Annotated in this window: 11 protein-coding genes and 2 tRNA genes; 9 read left to right on the top strand and 4 right to left on the bottom strand. The window is 71.5% G+C overall.

Annotated elements, in window-relative coordinates; genetic code table 11:
• Positions 1–156: 156 nt before the first annotated feature.
• The 6 genes from OHT57_RS24555 (at position 157) to OHT57_RS24530 (ending at position 6,014) form a co-directional block, all read left to right on the top strand.
• Positions 157–471, top strand: coding sequence for a hypothetical protein (locus tag OHT57_RS24555; RefSeq protein ID WP_328748640.1), 315 nt, complete (start codon positions 157–159; stop codon positions 469–471).
• 348 nt (positions 472–819) lie between these two features.
• A complete protein-coding gene (locus OHT57_RS24550) occupies positions 820–1,827 on the top strand; it encodes a bifunctional MaoC family dehydratase N-terminal/OB-fold nucleic acid binding domain-containing protein (protein ID WP_328753314.1) in 1,008 nt (335 codons plus the stop codon).
• The gene (locus OHT57_RS24545; RefSeq protein ID WP_328748639.1) at positions 1,824–2,249 is read left to right on the top strand and encodes a MaoC family dehydratase; all 426 of its coding nucleotides are present in this window, start codon (positions 1,824–1,826) and stop codon (positions 2,247–2,249) included. Before OHT57_RS24550 ends, OHT57_RS24545 begins: the two co-directional genes overlap by 4 nt.
• Complete coding sequence (locus tag OHT57_RS24540) at positions 2,246–3,412, top strand: lipid-transfer protein (RefSeq protein WP_328748638.1); 1,167 nt, start codon at positions 2,246–2,248, stop codon at positions 3,410–3,412. Before OHT57_RS24545 ends, OHT57_RS24540 begins: the two co-directional genes overlap by 4 nt.
• Before the next feature lie 157 nt (positions 3,413–3,569).
• Positions 3,570–4,127 carry a SigE family RNA polymerase sigma factor gene (locus tag OHT57_RS24535; RefSeq protein ID WP_328748637.1) on the top strand — a complete coding sequence of 186 codons (558 nt, stop codon included), beginning with the start codon at positions 3,570–3,572 and terminating at the stop codon, positions 4,125–4,127.
• A gap of 228 nt (positions 4,128–4,355) precedes the next feature.
• Positions 4,356–6,014: a long-chain fatty acid--CoA ligase gene (locus OHT57_RS24530; protein WP_328748636.1), complete on the top strand. Its 1,659-nt coding sequence runs from the start codon at positions 4,356–4,358 to the stop codon at positions 6,012–6,014.
• A 189-nt stretch (positions 6,015–6,203) separates the two neighbouring features.
• Here the strand turns inward: OHT57_RS24530 and OHT57_RS24525 are convergent, their stop codons facing one another.
• Positions 6,204–7,454, bottom strand: a complete 1,251-nt coding sequence (locus OHT57_RS24525) for an MFS transporter (protein WP_328748635.1) — start codon at positions 7,452–7,454, stop codon at positions 6,204–6,206.
• 133 nt (positions 7,455–7,587) lie between these two features.
• Here OHT57_RS24525 and OHT57_RS24520 point away from each other — a divergent pair, with 133 nt between their 5' ends.
• Complete coding sequence (locus tag OHT57_RS24520) at positions 7,588–8,172, top strand: TetR family transcriptional regulator (RefSeq protein WP_328748634.1); 585 nt, start codon at positions 7,588–7,590, stop codon at positions 8,170–8,172.
• A gap of 116 nt (positions 8,173–8,288) precedes the next feature.
• On the opposite strand, the gene OHT57_RS24515 is transcribed toward OHT57_RS24520, so the two are convergent.
• Both OHT57_RS24515 and OHT57_RS24510 read right to left on the bottom strand, forming a co-directional pair.
• Complete coding sequence (locus OHT57_RS24515; protein ID WP_328748633.1) at positions 8,289–12,707, bottom strand: hybrid sensor histidine kinase/response regulator; 4,419 nt, start codon at positions 12,705–12,707, stop codon at positions 8,289–8,291.
• 181 nt (positions 12,708–12,888) lie between these two features.
• A complete protein-coding gene (locus tag OHT57_RS24510) occupies positions 12,889–13,317 on the bottom strand; it encodes an SSI family serine proteinase inhibitor (protein WP_328748632.1) in 429 nt (142 codons plus the stop codon).
• Positions 13,318–13,470: 153 nt separating this feature from the next.
• Here OHT57_RS24510 and OHT57_RS24505 point away from each other — a divergent pair.
• Together OHT57_RS24505 and OHT57_RS24500 are read left to right on the top strand one after the other, a co-directional pair.
• Positions 13,471–13,561 (top strand) — tRNA-Ser (locus tag OHT57_RS24505).
• Positions 13,562–13,750: 189 nt separating this feature from the next.
• A tRNA-Arg gene (locus OHT57_RS24500) sits at positions 13,751–13,823 on the top strand.
• 163 nt (positions 13,824–13,986) lie between these two features.
• Here the strand turns inward: OHT57_RS24500 and OHT57_RS24495 are convergent.
• Entirely contained in the window at positions 13,987–14,823 is an 837-nt protein-coding gene (locus OHT57_RS24495) for a protein kinase (protein WP_328748631.1), read from the bottom strand.
• Positions 14,824–14,889 lie beyond the last annotated feature (66 nt).

Genomic DNA, 14,889 nt, shown 5'->3' with positions numbered 1-14,889 from the left:
GGGAATAACCCCTTCCGCTCTGGTTCGCCGGGGATTCGGTGGGCAACTCTGGTCCTGCGACGTCGTGCACAACACCGAGGTGGTCGGCCAACTGCCTTGAGAACAGCCTTACTTGACGTACTACCGGCATACATGCCGGGTTCTGGAGGAAACACCATGGCAAGCATCCGTACCGCCCGCGTCATCGCCGCCGTCTCCGCCATCCCGCTCGCCGCCGCTCTCTTCACCGGCGTCGCGGCGGCGAACAACGGTGGCGTCGCGGACGACGGATCGAACGCGGGTGTCGCGAGCATCGTGGGCAGCGGTGTGGGGCACGACAACAGCGGTAACTCGTCCACCACGCAACAGAACGCCGTCGGCTCCGGCGCCTCCAACCAGAGCAACACCGCGCAGGTCAAGGGCTCCGCGTTCACGGCTGTCAACCAGGGGAACAGCAACACGTCCGTCAACTTCACCCCGCTGTGGTGGTGATCCGCGAGGGCTGACGGGACCTCGACGGGGGACGGGCTTCACGGGGACGGGCTGCCCGGGGGTGGGCTGCCCGGGGAAGGGGGGCTCAAGGGGGGCTCGCAGGGGGCTCACGAGAGGGGACTTGTAAGGGGACTTGCAGAGGGACTCGCAAGGGGACTCGTAGGGGAGTGACACGTCCGCGCGGCGGTGCTTCGGCGCCGCCGCGCAGGCGTGTCGGCGTATTCGCGCACCCGATGACGACCTTGACATCCCGTCATATCTGACGGACAGTCAGAAACCCGTCGAGGGAGGGAGCGAGCGCCCATGAACTCCGTGGACCCCGCGGATCCTGCGGACAGCGTGGACGACATGGACCCCGTGGGACCAGTGGGACCCGTGGGACCCGTGGGCGAAGACGACCTGGCGGCCCGGCTCAAGGCCTACGAAGGACTCCCCGCCGCCGTCGCAGGCACCGGCAAGGACCCCGTCAACGCTCCTATGATCCGCCACTGGTGCGAGGCCCTGGGCGACACCAACCCGGCCTACACCGGCCCCGACGCCATCGCCCCGCCCACCATGCTCCAGGTCTGGACGATGGGCGGCCTGGCGGGGCACACCACTGGCCGCTCCCCGGCGTACGACGAACTCCTCGCCCTCCTCGACGAGTCCGGCTGCACCTCGGTCGTCGCCACGGACTGCGAGCAGGAGTACCTCGGTCCCCTGCGTCCCGGCGACGAGATCACCTTCGACTCCGTCATCGAGTCGGTCTCGGCCCGTAAGACCACCAAGCTCGGCACGGGCCACTTCGTCACCACCCGCACCGACGTCCGCGTGGACCGGACCCTCGTCGGCACCCACCGCTTCCGCATCCTCAAGTACGCACCCGCCCGGCGGAAGAAGGCCCCGCCCCGCCCCCGGCCCGTCGTCAACCGCGACAACGCCGGTTTCTGGGAGGGCGTACGACAGCGTCGGCTCCTCATCCAGCGCTGCGCCGCCTGCGCCGCCCTGCGCTTCCCCTGGCTCCCGGGCTGCTCGCGATGCGGCGGCCCCGACTGGGACACCGTCGAGGCGAGTGGCGAGGGCACCGTCTACTCGTACGTCGTCATGCACCACCCGCCCTTTCCGGCCTTCACGGAGTCCGGTGACGGCCCGGACGAAGGGGCGGGCCCTTACGCCGTCGTGCTGATCGAACTCGCGGAGGGCGTACGGATGATCAGCAACGTGGTCGGGACGCCGTACGACAAAGTGCGGATCGGGATGCCGGTGCGGCTGGAGTTCCGCTCCTACGACGACGACCTGGTGCTCCCTGTCTTCCGGTCCGCCGGCGAGGGGGCTGTGCCCGATGTGGGGGCCGGCGCCGAGGGGGCCGCCGTATGAAGGCCGGAGACCGGATACCGCCGTTGGAGATCCCGATCACCCGCACGCTGATCGTCGCCGGAGCCATCGCCTCCCGCGACTACCAGGACGTGCACCACGACCCGGAGCTGGCCCGGGAGAAGGGCTCGCCGGACGTCTTCATGAACATCCTCACCACGAACGGCCTGGTCGGCCGCTACCTCACCGACCACTTCGGACCACGGGCCGTGCTCACCAAAGTGGCGATCAGGCTGGGCGCGCCCAACTACCCCGGGGACACCATGGTGTTGACCGGAACCGTGGAATCCCTCGAAGGCGCCACCGCGACCGTCCGGATCGTGGGGACCAACGGCGTCGGCCACCACGTGACGGGGACGGCCACCGTCACCCTGGGGAGCCCGCTGGGGAACCCCCTGGGGAGCGCCCTGGGGAGCGACGAATGAGCGCACGCGTGCGTGACCGGCTCGGCGGCCAGGCCGCGATCGTCGGTATCGGGGCCACCGAGTTCTCCAAGGACTCCGGCCGCAGCGAGCTGCGCCTGGCCGCGGAGGCGGTCCGCGCGGCGCTCGACGACGCGGGGCTCACGGCGGCCGACGTGGACGGCATGGTCACGTTCACGATGGACACCAGCCCGGAGATCACCGTTGCCCAGGCCTGCGGGATCGGCGAGCTGTCCTTCTTCTCCCGTGTCCACTACGGGGGCGGCGCGGCCTGCGCGACCGTCCAGCAGGCGGCGCTCGCGATCGCCGCGGGCGTGGCCGAGGTCGTCGTCTGCTACCGCGCCTTCAACGAACGCTCCGGCCGCCGCTTCGGCTCAGGCGTCCAGCACCGCGAACCCTCCGCCGAGGGAGCCGCCCTCGGCTGGTCCCTCCCCTTCGGCCTGCTCACCCCGGCCTCCTGGGTGGCGATGATGGCCCAGCGCTATCTGCACACCCACGGACTGACCCCGGAGGCCTTCGGGCACGTGGCCGTGACCGACCGCCGGTACGCGGCCACCAACCCGGCCGCCTGGTTCCACGGCCGTCCCATCACCCTCGCCGACCACGCGGCCTCCCGCTGGATCGTCGAGCCGCTGCGCCTTCTGGACTGCTGCCAGGAGACCGACGGCGGCCAGGCGATCGTCGTCACGTCCCTGGCACGCGCGCGTGACCTGCCCCACCGGCCCGCCGTCATCGCGGCCGCCGCCCAGGGCGCGGGCCGCGCCCAGGAACAGATGACCAGCTTCTACCGCGACGACCTCACCGGCCTCCCCGAGATGAACGTGGTCGCCCGCCAGCTCTGGCGAACCTCCGGCCTCACCCCCGAGGACGTCGACGTGGCGATCCTCTACGACCACTTCACCCCGTTCGTCCTGATGCAGCTGGAGGAGTTCGGCTTCTGCGGGAAGGGCGAGGCCGCGGACTTCGTACGAGAGGACCGGCTCCCCCTCAACACCCACGGCGGCCAGCTGGGCGAGGCCTACCTCCACGGTATGAACGGCATCGCGGAAGCGGTACGGCAACTGCGTGGCACGGCGGTGAACCAGGTGGCGGAGGCGGGGCGGGCGTTGGTGACGGCGGGGACGGGAGTGCCGACCTCCGGGCTGGTGCTCACCTCGGACGCGTGACCCCGCCCGGACCCCCAGGGGGAAACCCGCAGTATCCCGGCCCCGCACGTCCACCTTCAGGAGGTGCAGCCAGCACCCCTTCTACAACCTGAGGGGGAGTCGTCTTCGGGACCTGTGGCCGATGAGCGGGAGGCGGTCGCGAATCTAGCGTGGAGTCATGACCACACTCGTCTGCACCAGCGCTTCGAAGGCGGCCGTACCGGCGAAGCAGACCCTTGCGTACCCCTCGTTCGCCTCGTACGTGAAGGCCCGCCAGCCGGTGCTGCTGCGTACCGCCCGGTCGCTGACCGCGAACCCGTGCGATGCCGAGGACCTGCTGCAGACCGCCCTGGCCAAGACGTATGTCGCCTGGGAGCGCATCGAGGACCACCGGGCCCTCGACGGCTATGTGCGCCGGGCCCTGCTGAACACGCGGACCTCGCAGTGGCGCAAGCGCAGGGTCGACGAGTTCGCGACCGACGAGATCCCCGAGCCCGACCTCGTGCCCGGCGGCGACGACCCCGCCGAGCAGCAGGCCCTGCATGACGCGATGTGGCGGGCGATCATGAAGCTGCCGGCCAGGCAGCGGGCGATGGTCGTCCTCAGGTATTACGAGGACCTCAGCGAGGTGCAGACCGCCGAGGTGCTCGGAGTCTCCGTGGGGACCGTGAAGTCGGCGGTGTCCCGGGCGCTGGGCAAGCTCCGCGAGGACCCCGAGCTGGTGCAGGTTCGGTAGGCAACCGGGGCGTTCGGCAGGCACCGGGATCACTCGGCAGGCCGGTAGTGGGAGCAACCGCAGCACCCCGCAGGGACCGTGGCAGGGAACCGATCGTGATGGTCGGCCGTTGTGAGGGCATCGTGACGTGATCGATCGCCCGGCTCTAGTGACATACCGCGCGGTATGTGCGCAGAATCGGCGCAACCCTGACCACCGCGCAGGCAATGTCGCCACCGGGAGGACGCCGTGCTGAGCACCATGCAGGACGTACCGCTGACAGTCACCCGCATCCTCATGCACGGAGTGCAGGTGCACGGACGGTCCCAGATCACCACCTGGACCGGGGAGGGCGAGCCCCAGCGGCGCAGCTTCGCCGAGGCCGGTACCCGCGCGGTACAGCTGGCGAACGCCCTGCGCGACGAACTGGGAGTCCGGGGCGACGACCGGGTCGCGACCTTCATGTGGAACAACGCCGAGCACGTGGAGGCGTACTTCGCGATCCCCGCCATGGGCGCGGTCCTGCACACGCTCAACCTCCGCCTCCCGGCCGACCAGTTGGTGTGGGTCGCCAACCACGCGGCGGACAAGGTCGTCATCGTCAACGGCTCACTGCTGCCGCTGCTGGCCCCGCTGCTGCCGAAGCTCACGACGGTCGAGCATGTCGTGGTCTCGGGCCCCGGCGACCGCTCCCTCCTCGACGGCGCCCGCCCCCGGGTCCACGAGTACGAGGAACTGATCGCGGACCGGCCGAAGACCTTCGACTGGCCGGAGATCGACGAACGCCAGGCCGCCGCCATGTGCTATACCTCCGGCACCACGGGCGATCCCAAGGGCGTGGTCTTCAGCCACCGTTCGATCTACCTGCACTCCATGCAGGTCAACATGGCCCAGTCGATGGGCCTGACCGACCAGGACACCTCGCTCGTGGTCGTCCCCCAGTTCCACGTCAACGCCTGGGGCCTGCCGCACGCCACCTTCATGACCGGCGTCAACATGCTGATGCCGGACCGCTTCCTCCAGCCCGCGCCCCTCGCCGAGATGATCGAGAGCGAGCGGCCGACGCACGCGGCGGCCGTCCCCACCATCTGGCAGGGCCTGCTCGGCGAGCTCACCGCCAAGCCGCGTGACGTCTCCTCCCTCACCCAGGTCACCATCGGCGGCTCGGCCTGTCCGCCCTCGCTCATGGAGGCCTTCGACAAACTCGGCATGCGGGTCTGCCACGCCTGGGGCATGACGGAGACCTCCCCGCTCGGCACCATCGCGCGCCCGCCGGCCCATGCGATCGGCACGGACGAGGAGTTCGCCTACCGCATCACCCAGGGCCGCTTCCCGGCCGCCGTAGAGGCCCGCCTGTCCGGCCCCGGCGGCGAACGCCTGCCCTGGGACGGCGAGTCGGCGGGCGAGCTGGAGGTCCGCGGCCCCTGGATCGCCGGCGCCTACTACAACGGCCCGGACGTCGAACCCCTGCGCCCCGCCGACAAGTTCAGCGAGGACGGCTGGCTGAAGACCGGTGACGTCGGCACCATCTCCGCCGACGGCTTCCTCACCCTCACCGACCGCGCCAAGGACGTCATCAAGTCCGGCGGCGAGTGGATCTCCTCGGTGGACCTGGAGAACGCGCTGATGTCCCACCCGGACGTCACCGAGGCCGCCGTCGTCGCCGTCCCCGACGACAAGTGGGGCGAGCGCCCCCTGGCCACGGTCGTCCTCCGCGAGGGCTCCACCGCCGACTTCGAGTCCCTGCGCGCCTTCCTCGCCGGCGACGCCTGCAGGATCGCCAAGTGGCAGCTCCCGGAGCGCTGGTCGATCATCGCGGCGGTCCCGAAGACGAGCGTCGGAAAGTTCGACAAGAAGGTACTGCGCAAGCAGTACGCGGAGGGCGAGCTGGACGTCACCCAGCTCTGAGAAGCGCGACGGATACGACGGATACGACGGACACGGCGATCAGGGCGCCCAGGGCCGGACCCCGGGCGCTCTGATCGCCGTAGCGAAGCAGTCGTGACCTCAGCGGTCACCGCCGTAGCGGAGCAGCCACAGCAGAGCAGCCGTCATCGCCGTACCGAAGTAGCGCTCACCGTCGTAGCGAAGCAGCCGTCACCGCCGTACCGAAGTGCTGATCCACCCCAGGCCCAGCCACACCCCCGCCACCGCGCACACCGCGCCCCAGCCCCACCCGCCGAACGCCGACGCGGCGAGCGCGGACGCCGACGCGCCGCCCGCGAAACCGGCCACGACGTAGGCCGTGTTGGCGGTGGCCGGGGTCGACGTCGTCGTCAGGGCGAGGGTCTGGTTGGCGATGTGGGAGGCGACCAGAGCCGCGTGGACGGTGATCGCCGCAACGAACAGCGCCCACAGCGCGTGCCCGCCGAGCCAGAACAGCGGCACGGACAGGGAGGCCAGCAGATACGCCGACCGTACGACCGCGGCGGCGCCGAAGCGGTCCACGAACCCGCCGGCCAGGGGCGCCACGACGCTCGCGGCGAGCCCGAAGAGGCCGAAGAGCCCTGCGGTCGCGGTCGACAGGCCGTAGGCCGGGCCGGTCAGCAGCAGGGCCAGTGAGGTCCACAGTGCGCTCCAGGCGCCGTACATCCCGGCCTGCCGCACGCACGCGCGCCACAGGTCGGGCGAGCGGCGGACGACCGAGGGCAGCGCGGTGAGCCCCGCGAAGAACGGGCCGGAACGCTGACGGCGCTCGGCGGGCAGGGCGTACGCCGTGGCGAGCCCGAGGACGGCCGTCAGGGCGGCCGCGCCCACGAACACCACCCGCCAGCCGAAGGCCTGCCCGACCAGGCCGCCGAGCACCCGGGCCGCGACGATGCCGGTGAACAGGCCCGCGATGACGGCCGCTACATGGCGGGCCCGGCGGTCGGCGGGGGCGCGCTGGGCGACCAGCGGGACCAGCAGCTGGGGCACGACGGTCGCCGCGGAGGCGACCAGGACGGCGGCCGCGAGGGCCGTGGCGCCGGTCGTGAACGCGGCGGCGGTCAGGGAGGCGGCAGCGACGAGCGACAGGGCGGCGACCAGACGGCGCCGGTTCACGCTGTCGCCGAGCGGGGCGAAGACGAGCAGGCCGAAGGCGTAGCCGAACTGCGCGACCGAGGCCACCCAGGCCACCGCCGAGGGGGTCGAGCCGAAGTCGCGGGCGATGAGGGGGAGCAGCGGGGCCGCGAGATAGATGTTGGCGGCTGTGACGGCGCTGCAGACGGCGATGAGGACGAGGAGGGGGGTGTTCGCCCGCCGGGCGGGTGACTCCGCGGACCGTCCGGCGGAGGCGGAAAGGGAGTCGGAGTCGGAGTCGGAAGCTGAGGTTGCGGATGCGGCGGACGGGGCGGTGGCTGGCGGCATGACCGGGGGACTCCTTCGAGTGCGTACCGGGTCTCGTAACTAACTGGTTGGTTGGAGCGGTTCAACAGTCTGGGGCGCCCGTCGATTCCCTGTCAACCAAATAGTTGGTTACTTGGAGCGCTACGCTGGCCCCATGGCAGCAGCAAGGGACCCCGAGGCCACCAGGGCACGGATCTTCGAGGCGGCGGTCGCCGAGTTCGCCCGCCACGGCATCGCGGGCGCCCGCATCGACCGCATCGCGACCGAGGCCAGGGCCAACAAGCAGTTGATCTACGCCTACTTCGGCAACAAGGCGGAGCTGTTCACCAAGGTCCTGGGCAGGGCCATGCTCGACCTCGCCGTAGCCGTCCCGGTCGACCCGGACGACATCGAGAACTGGATCGACCGCCTCATGGACTACCACGAGGCCCACCCCGAGGTGCTGCGCCTGCTCTTCTGGGAGGGCCTGGAGTACGGCGCCACCGGCGAACTGCCCGACGAGGCCGAACGCCAGGAGCACTACCACCACAAGGTCGCGATCCTCCAGGACGGTCAGGACCGCGGAGTCGTCACCGACGCCATCCCGCCCCGCGACCTGCTGTTCCTGCTGATCGCCGTGGCCAACTGGGCCGCCGTCGTCCCGCAGATGAAGCGCATCCTGGTCGGCGCGGAGCCGACCGACCGGGAACGCCTGCGGGCGTCGGTACGGGAGGCGGCACGGCGGCTCGTCGCCAAGTAGAGGCGTCCCGGGGCGAGGTCCCCCGGGACGAGGACCTCAGAGAGGGACATCCCCGAGACGAGGCCCCCAGAGAGGGACATCCCCGCGACCGGGTCCCACCGGGCGGGGCGCTGGGCCTAGTTGGTCCCGATCCGGGCCAGCAGATCCACGATCCGCGACTGGACCTCCGCACTGGTCGACCGCTCCGCGAGGAACAGAACCGTCTCCCCGGACGCCAGCCGAGGCAGATCCGCCTGATCCACCGCGGCCGTGTACACAACCAACGGCGTCCGGTTGAGCTGCCCGTTCGCCCGCAGCCAGTCCACGATCCCGGCCCGGCGCTTGTGCACCTGCATGAGGTCCATCACCACGAGGTTGGGCCTGAGCTGCCCCGCGAGCGTCACCGCGTCGGCGTCACTGGCCGCACGCGCGACCTGCATCCCACGCCGCTCCAACGTCGCCGTCAGCGCCAGCGCGATCTCCGCGTGCTCCTCGATGAGCAGCACCCGCGGCGGATGCTGCTCGCTGTCCCGCGGCGCCAGAGCCTTCAGCAGAACGGCGGGGTCGGCGCCGTACGCCGCCTCCCGCGAGGCCTGCCCCAGCCCGGCGGTCACCAGCACCGGCACCTCGGCCGCAACCGCCGCCGTCCGCAGCGACTGCAGCGCGGTCCGGGTGATCGGCCCGGTCAACGGGTCCACGAACAGCGCGGCGGGGAAAGCCGCGATCTGCGCGTCGACCTCTTCCCGGGAATGCACGATGACCGGCCGGTACCCGCGGTCGCTCAGCGCCTGCTGGGTCGTCACGTCCGGCGCGGGCCACACCAGCAGCCGCCGTGGATTGTCGAGCGGTTCCGGGGGCAGCTCGTCGTCCATCGGCTGCGGCCGGGGGGTGTGCGGGATCTCGACGGCCCCACCGGGACCGTCCAACGGCTCGGGCCCCTCGGCGGCGTTCTCGTCCGGCGCTCCTATGGCGTACGACCGTCCGGCCGCCTCGGTGGCGTGCGCGAGCCGCGACTGCCCGGCCGACGAGGCCTGCGGCTGCGGTGTCTGCGCCGGTACGGCCTGCTCGGCAGCCGGATGCGGACGCGCCGTCTGCTCCGGTGCCCCCGCGCCGGCGGGGTCGGGCCGGGTACCGAGCTTGCGCCGCCGCCCGGAACCGTTCGACTGATGCGGCGGAGGCGTGGCCGGCCCCGCCTGCTGCACCTGCGCCGCCTGCCGGGTGAACGGGACCCCCTGGCCCAGGGTCCGCACACTGATCGCCCGACCCTGCGTCGAGTTCGGGTCGACGGGCGCGGCGGCCGCTTCGGCGGGCAGCGGGGCACCGGGCGGCAGAGCGGCCTGACCGTTCTGCGGGACCTGCGGCGCGGGCTGGTTGTTCGAGGGTACGGCGGTGGCGGGCCACGCCTGAGGAGCGGACGGGGCTTGGGCTTGCGGCTGCGCCTGGAGCTGTGGCTGTGGCGTCTCAGCGGGGAGGGGCGCGGCCTGGCCGGTCACGTTTTGCACGGCACCGGCCGGGAACTGAGCCGACGGCACCGCACCGGGCACCTGCTGGGCAGGAGCTGTCGGAAGTCCCACAGGAACCGGCTGGCCAGGCGCGGCGGCCTGCGCCGGGACCCCCTGCGCGGGCGTACCGGCCGCCGCCTCCACCGGCTGGGCCACGGCCCGTCGGCGACGGCCCGTCGGCGCGCTGGTGGGGTGCGGCTGCGGCGGGGTGTGGTCGTCGGCCTGGTCGTGCGACACGGCGTCGTGCCGACCGTCCTCGCCGTGGCCGTCGGCGGGCACAGCCAGGCCGGGTACGGCGACAGCCTGGCCGGGCACCTGCCCGGGCACCTGGACGAGCCCGTTGGCCGGGACCGGGGTGGAGGCGGGAACGGGGGCCTGCCCCTGCCCGGGGATCTGGGCCTGAGCTTGTGCCTGAGCCGCGGTCTGGGCCTGGCCGGGAACCTGCCCCAGGCCGGGCATCTGCATCTGAGCCGGGACCTGACCCTGCACCTGACCCGGGACCTGCATCTGCCCCGGCGCCGGCACGGGCGCCTGCCCCTGAACCTGCAGCTGAGCAGGCATGTGGCCGGGCATGTGGCCCGGCGTCTGTCCGGGCATCCGGCTGGCCGGCCCCGCCGGGCCCGTGCCGCTGTCGGCCGGGCGGTCCGCGTCGGCCGGCGGGAGGGCGAACACCGCGCGGGGGGCCGCCTCCTGCGCGGCCGCACGCTCCGACGCGGCGGCCAGGGCGCGCCGTCGGCGCCCGTCCTGCTGCTGTGTGCCGTCGCCGGGCACGTCCTGCCCGGACATCTGGCCCTGAACCTGAACTTGGCCCTGCCCCTGACCGGACTCCGCGGCGGAGGCACCCGTGCCCGCGGGCAACGCCGCCGGCAGCGCGTGCTGCTCACTGCCGTCGCCCAGCGCACGACGCCCCGCAGGTGCGGGCATACCCTGCGGCGGCACGGTCCCGCCGAGACCGGTCCCCGCGGCCGCGGCTCCCGCCGCGTGCTCGGCGGCGGTGACCACGGCACCCTCGGAAACGCCGTCTGCGTCGAACACCTCGACTTCGCCGCCCTCGGCGCCTTCGGCGGACCGTCCGCGGCGTCGCCCGGTACCGCCCGAGCCGTCCCCGTCCCCGTCGTCGCCGGAGGCCTGCGCCGGTACGGACCCGAGCTGCTCCTGCTCACCCGCCGCCCGCCGCCTGCGCCGACCTGTGGGTGCGGTGGACTCGTCTGCCTCGGGCGGGACGTCGCCGTCGAGGAAGGAGTCGGTGGAGGACCGCCGGGCCCGCCGTCGCCCACCGTTCTCCGCGGGAGCGATCTCCACAAGACCGGTTTCCACAAGACCGGTCTCCATGGGAGCGGCCGCTGAGGGAGCGGCCTCCAGCGCGGCGGGGCCGGGAGGCGCGACGGCCCCCGCCCCACCCCCGATGGGCACTTCGAGGACGTACGCGCTGCCGCTCATGCCCGGCACTTCGTGCGTCTGGAGGACCCCGCCGTGAGCGCGCACGATCCCGCGCACGATCGGCTCGTGCACCGGATCTCCCCCGGCATACGGGCCGCGCACCTCGATCCGTACGACCTCGCCGCGCTGGGCGGCCGCCACCACGACCGTGTTGTCCATGTAACCGCCCGCGGACACGGGTGAGTTGCCGGTCGCGTCGACCCCGGCGACGTCCGCGATGAGATGGGCGAGCGCGGTCGCGAGACGCCGGGCGTCGACCTCGGCCTCGATGGGCGGCGCGTGCACGGCGAACTGGACGCGTCCGGGCCCGATGAGCTCGACCGCGCCGTCCACACCGGCGGCGACGACCGCGTCGAGCATCACGTTCGTACGGGTGATGGTGTCGCTGCCCACGTCGAGGCGCTGGTAGCCGAGGACGTTGTCGATGAGGTGGGTGATGCGGGAGTAGCCGGCCGAGAGGTGGTGCAGTACCTGGTTGGCCTCGGGCCACAGCTGGCCCGCGTCGTCGGCGGCGAGCGCGGACAGTTCGCGGCGCAGTTCGTCGAGCGGCCCGCGCAGGGAGCGCCCGAGCAGCGTCAGGAGCTGATCATGCCGACCGGCGAGGGCCTCGTAACGGTCCTTCTCACGCTCCCCCAGAGCCGCGTACCGGTCCTCGCCGGCGGCGATCTCCTCGTCGTGCTGCTCCTGGAGATCCTCCAGCGCGGTGATCTGCTTCTGGCGCAGCGCGGTCAGCTCGGAGGCGTACTCCTCCTCGATCCGCTCCAGTTCCTCGGCGTGTGCCTTCTCGACGGCTGCCTTCTCGTCGACGAGGGAGTCGTAGGGCCGCCGGTCGGTGAAGGTGAGCACGGCGCCGACGAGCTGGTCGCCGTCGCGCACCGGCGCGGTCGTCAGGTCGACCGAGACCTTCTCGCCCTTCTTGGACCACAGCACCTGCCCGCGCACCCGGTGCTTGCGCCCGGAGCGCAGGGTGTCGGCGAGCGGGGACTCCTCGTACGGGAAGGGGGTGCCGTCGGTGCGCGAGTGCAGGATGAGGTCGTGGAGCTCGCGCCCGCCGAGATCACTGGCCCGGTAACCCAGTATCTGGGCGGCGGCCGGGTTGACGAGCACGATCCGCCCGTCGGTGTCGGTCCCTACGACCCCCTCCGCCGCGGCACGCAGGATCATCTCGGTCTGCCGCTGCGAACGGGCCAGCTCGGCCTCGGTGTCCACGGTCCCGGTGAGGTCGCGCACGACGAGCATCAGCAGCTCGTCGTTGCCGGAGCCGTAACCGTCGTAGGCCTGCTGGCCGTTCTCCAGGTTCGCGCTGGTGACCTCTACGGGGAACTCGGTGCCGTCGGTCCGGCGGGCCATCATCCGGGTGGGCTTGGTCCGCCCGCGCGGGTCCATGTGGTCGGGCCGCCGCATGGAGCCGGGGATGAGCCGGGAGTCGAAGTGCGGAAGGAGATCCAGCAGCCCCCGCCCCACCAGAGCCGTCCCCGGCGCCTCGAACGCCTCCAACGCGATGGTGTTGGCGTTGACGACGGTCCCATTGGCGTTGACCAGGACCAACGCGTCCGGAAGCGCGTCGAGTATGGCTGCGAGGCGAGCAGCGCCTCGGGATGGCCTGCTGCTCACGAGACGCTTCCTCCCTGTTACCGCACCTTGCCGACCGCTCGGGCCATCTTGCCAACCTGCCCGCGACGTGTCACGCGAGGGAGTCTAAGCGCAGCGATTGTGCGGGGGTGCTGGATGAGAGGGAGGTCGCACGACGAAGTGAAGTAGAACGTGTGCCCGTACGTCGACGTGCTGACCCGGTCTACGACCCGAACCCGGGCAGGAGCGGCACGAACCGGTCCCAGCGCGCGGTGTCGCACCCGTCGCTCCGGTCGAACCGGGCGTCCACGGGGCGCCCGGCCCAGATCCCCGTGACATGGGCGGTCGCGGGACCGCCGTAGAGCATGGTGCAGACGCTGCCCTCGGGCACAGGGGCGAAGGTCTCGCGCCCCCACATGGTGTTCCTGTCCAGGGCGGCACAGGCGCCGGGGGCGTCGGGGTGGGTGCCGCCCGCGGGGTGACAGTCGACCTCGAAGGTCCCGTCGGCACCGCTTCCGGCGTCCCGGACGGTGACGGTGAGATGGTCACCGCCGGCCTCGTGCGCGGAGACGGGCGCGGGGGCCAGGGCGACGAGGAACAAGGGGAGGGGACTCAACCGTGCGAGCCGGCGGAACCGAGTGACATGTGACATGCCCTGTCTAACGCCGGACGCCGCCGTACGTTGCGCGGAAGCACTTTGCCCTGCGCCCCGCCCGCCTAGTACCGTGGGAACCGATTGGTGGCGCGACCTCCGGCTGTGTCATCATCTGCACGCACCACTCGCGCTCGCGCGGGCGGCTGTGCTGGAGGCGTCGCCTAGTCCGGTCTATGGCGCCGCACTGCTAATGCGGTTTGGGACGCAAATCCCATCGAGGGTTCAAATCCCTCCGCCTCCGCGCAAGATCACCGAAGCCCCGGTCCACGCGACCGGGGCTTCGTCGTTGCATTGACCGCTCTCGAACGCGTTTCCGCAGCTCACAAGGGCTACGGCAAACGGATTTCACATGGCGCCAGCAGTCATGTAATGTTCTTCCTGTCGCCGCGGGCGGCCCGGAAGGGCAAGAAACGGCAAGAAAAAAGAACAAGCACTCGTAGCTTAACGGATAGAGCATCTGACTACGGATCAGAAGGTTGCAGGTTCGAATCCTGCCGAGTGCACAGCACGTCAAAGGCCCTGTGGAGTGATCCACAGGGCCTTTGCTTTATGCCGTGACGGCAGTGTTTGACGGCAACGGCCTCCCGGAGCCGATCAGACGGCTACCGGGACAGCACCGTCATCATCTCCCCGCCCGAGCAGGAGCTGGCGAAACGGGCCGTGGGGTCAGTTCAGGGCTTTGCCCACCTCGTAGATCGTCGGCCGATCTTCGGGAGCGTGGCTGAGCATCGCGTCGACCAGGTCACCCAGCTCACCGGGCGCCTTCACAGGGCGCCGCTTTCCGTTCGCCACTGCTTCTCTCTGCACGGCGCGCGGAGCGTCGTCCGGGTACTCGACCGCTCGCCACCCGGTGGCTGAGATCAGGAGGGACGCCCCGAGGGCGTAGATGTCGGCCTCCTGCGTCGGCTCGGCCTCTCCGGTGTCGAGCACGCTGCGAGCGATCTCTGGTGCCTCGTAGTGGACGAGGCAGCCGCGGAACGGGAAGTCGTAACCCTCAGGTACCTGCCCGCCGCGAGCGAGCGCGAGGTCGATGAGATGGGTTCGCACCGGCCCGACGATGAAGTGGGCGGGCTGCACGTCGCCGTGTGCCCAGCCCCGAACATGGAGTTCTGCCAGCGCTTCGAAGCAGCCCAGCGCCACGCTGTAGTGGGGTGCGATGGACGAACCCCGCCTGCGGCAGGGCTCCCAGATCTGGTGCAGGTCTGGCCCCTCGTGCCACGGCTGGAAGTTCCAGGTTCCGCGCTCCCACTCGCCGTAGGCGACGTCATCCGAGCCGAGACGGTGCAGTACAGCCCCCTCGCGGGCGGGCGCAAGCGCGGTCCAGGGTTGGGCCGGCCACTCCCCAGTGGCCTCGATCGGATAGCCGAGTTTCACGGCGTGGTGACCACGTGGGCCGTCCACCTCCCAGACCGTGGAGCCCCGACGGCTCAGGACCAGCCGCTGTTCCGTGGGCATGAGCGCATCGAGCACCACGATCGGCATTTCAGGGGTTGAGTCGGACAACGTCCTCTCTCCTTCCGGGCGACGCGGCCAACAACCAACCCGGGCCGACCGCAGCGCTGTTGTCGG

Origin of the sequence: Streptomyces sp. NBC_00285 (assembly GCF_036174265.1) — a bacterium.
In the GTDB taxonomy this organism is placed as follows: domain Bacteria; phylum Actinomycetota; class Actinomycetes; order Streptomycetales; family Streptomycetaceae; genus Streptomyces.
The sequence above is the reverse complement of the archived record's forward strand: the minus strand, read 5'-3'. Positions and strand labels throughout refer to the sequence as shown.

What these genes read in the sequence shown, in the direction of transcription:
- OHT57_RS24555 (WP_328748640.1), top strand. Translation starts at nt 157, where the DNA reads ATGGCAAGCATCCGTACCGCCCGCGTCATCGCCGCCGTCTCCGCCATC.
- OHT57_RS24550 (WP_328753314.1), top strand. Translation starts at nt 820, where the DNA reads ATGGACCCCGTGGGACCAGTGGGACCCGTGGGACCCGTGGGCGAAGAC.
- OHT57_RS24545 (WP_328748639.1), top strand. Translation starts at nt 1,824, where the DNA reads ATGAAGGCCGGAGACCGGATACCGCCGTTGGAGATCCCGATCACCCGC.
- OHT57_RS24540 (WP_328748638.1), top strand. Translation starts at nt 2,246, where the DNA reads ATGAGCGCACGCGTGCGTGACCGGCTCGGCGGCCAGGCCGCGATCGTC.
- OHT57_RS24535 (WP_328748637.1), top strand. Translation starts at nt 3,570, where the DNA reads ATGACCACACTCGTCTGCACCAGCGCTTCGAAGGCGGCCGTACCGGCG.
- OHT57_RS24525 (WP_328748635.1), bottom strand. Translation starts at nt 7,454, where the DNA reads ATGCCGCCAGCCACCGCCCCGTCCGCCGCATCCGCAACCTCAGCTTCC.
- OHT57_RS24520 (WP_328748634.1), top strand. Translation starts at nt 7,588, where the DNA reads ATGGCAGCAGCAAGGGACCCCGAGGCCACCAGGGCACGGATCTTCGAG.
- OHT57_RS24510 (WP_328748632.1), bottom strand. Translation starts at nt 13,317, where the DNA reads ATGTCACATGTCACTCGGTTCCGCCGGCTCGCACGGTTGAGTCCCCTC.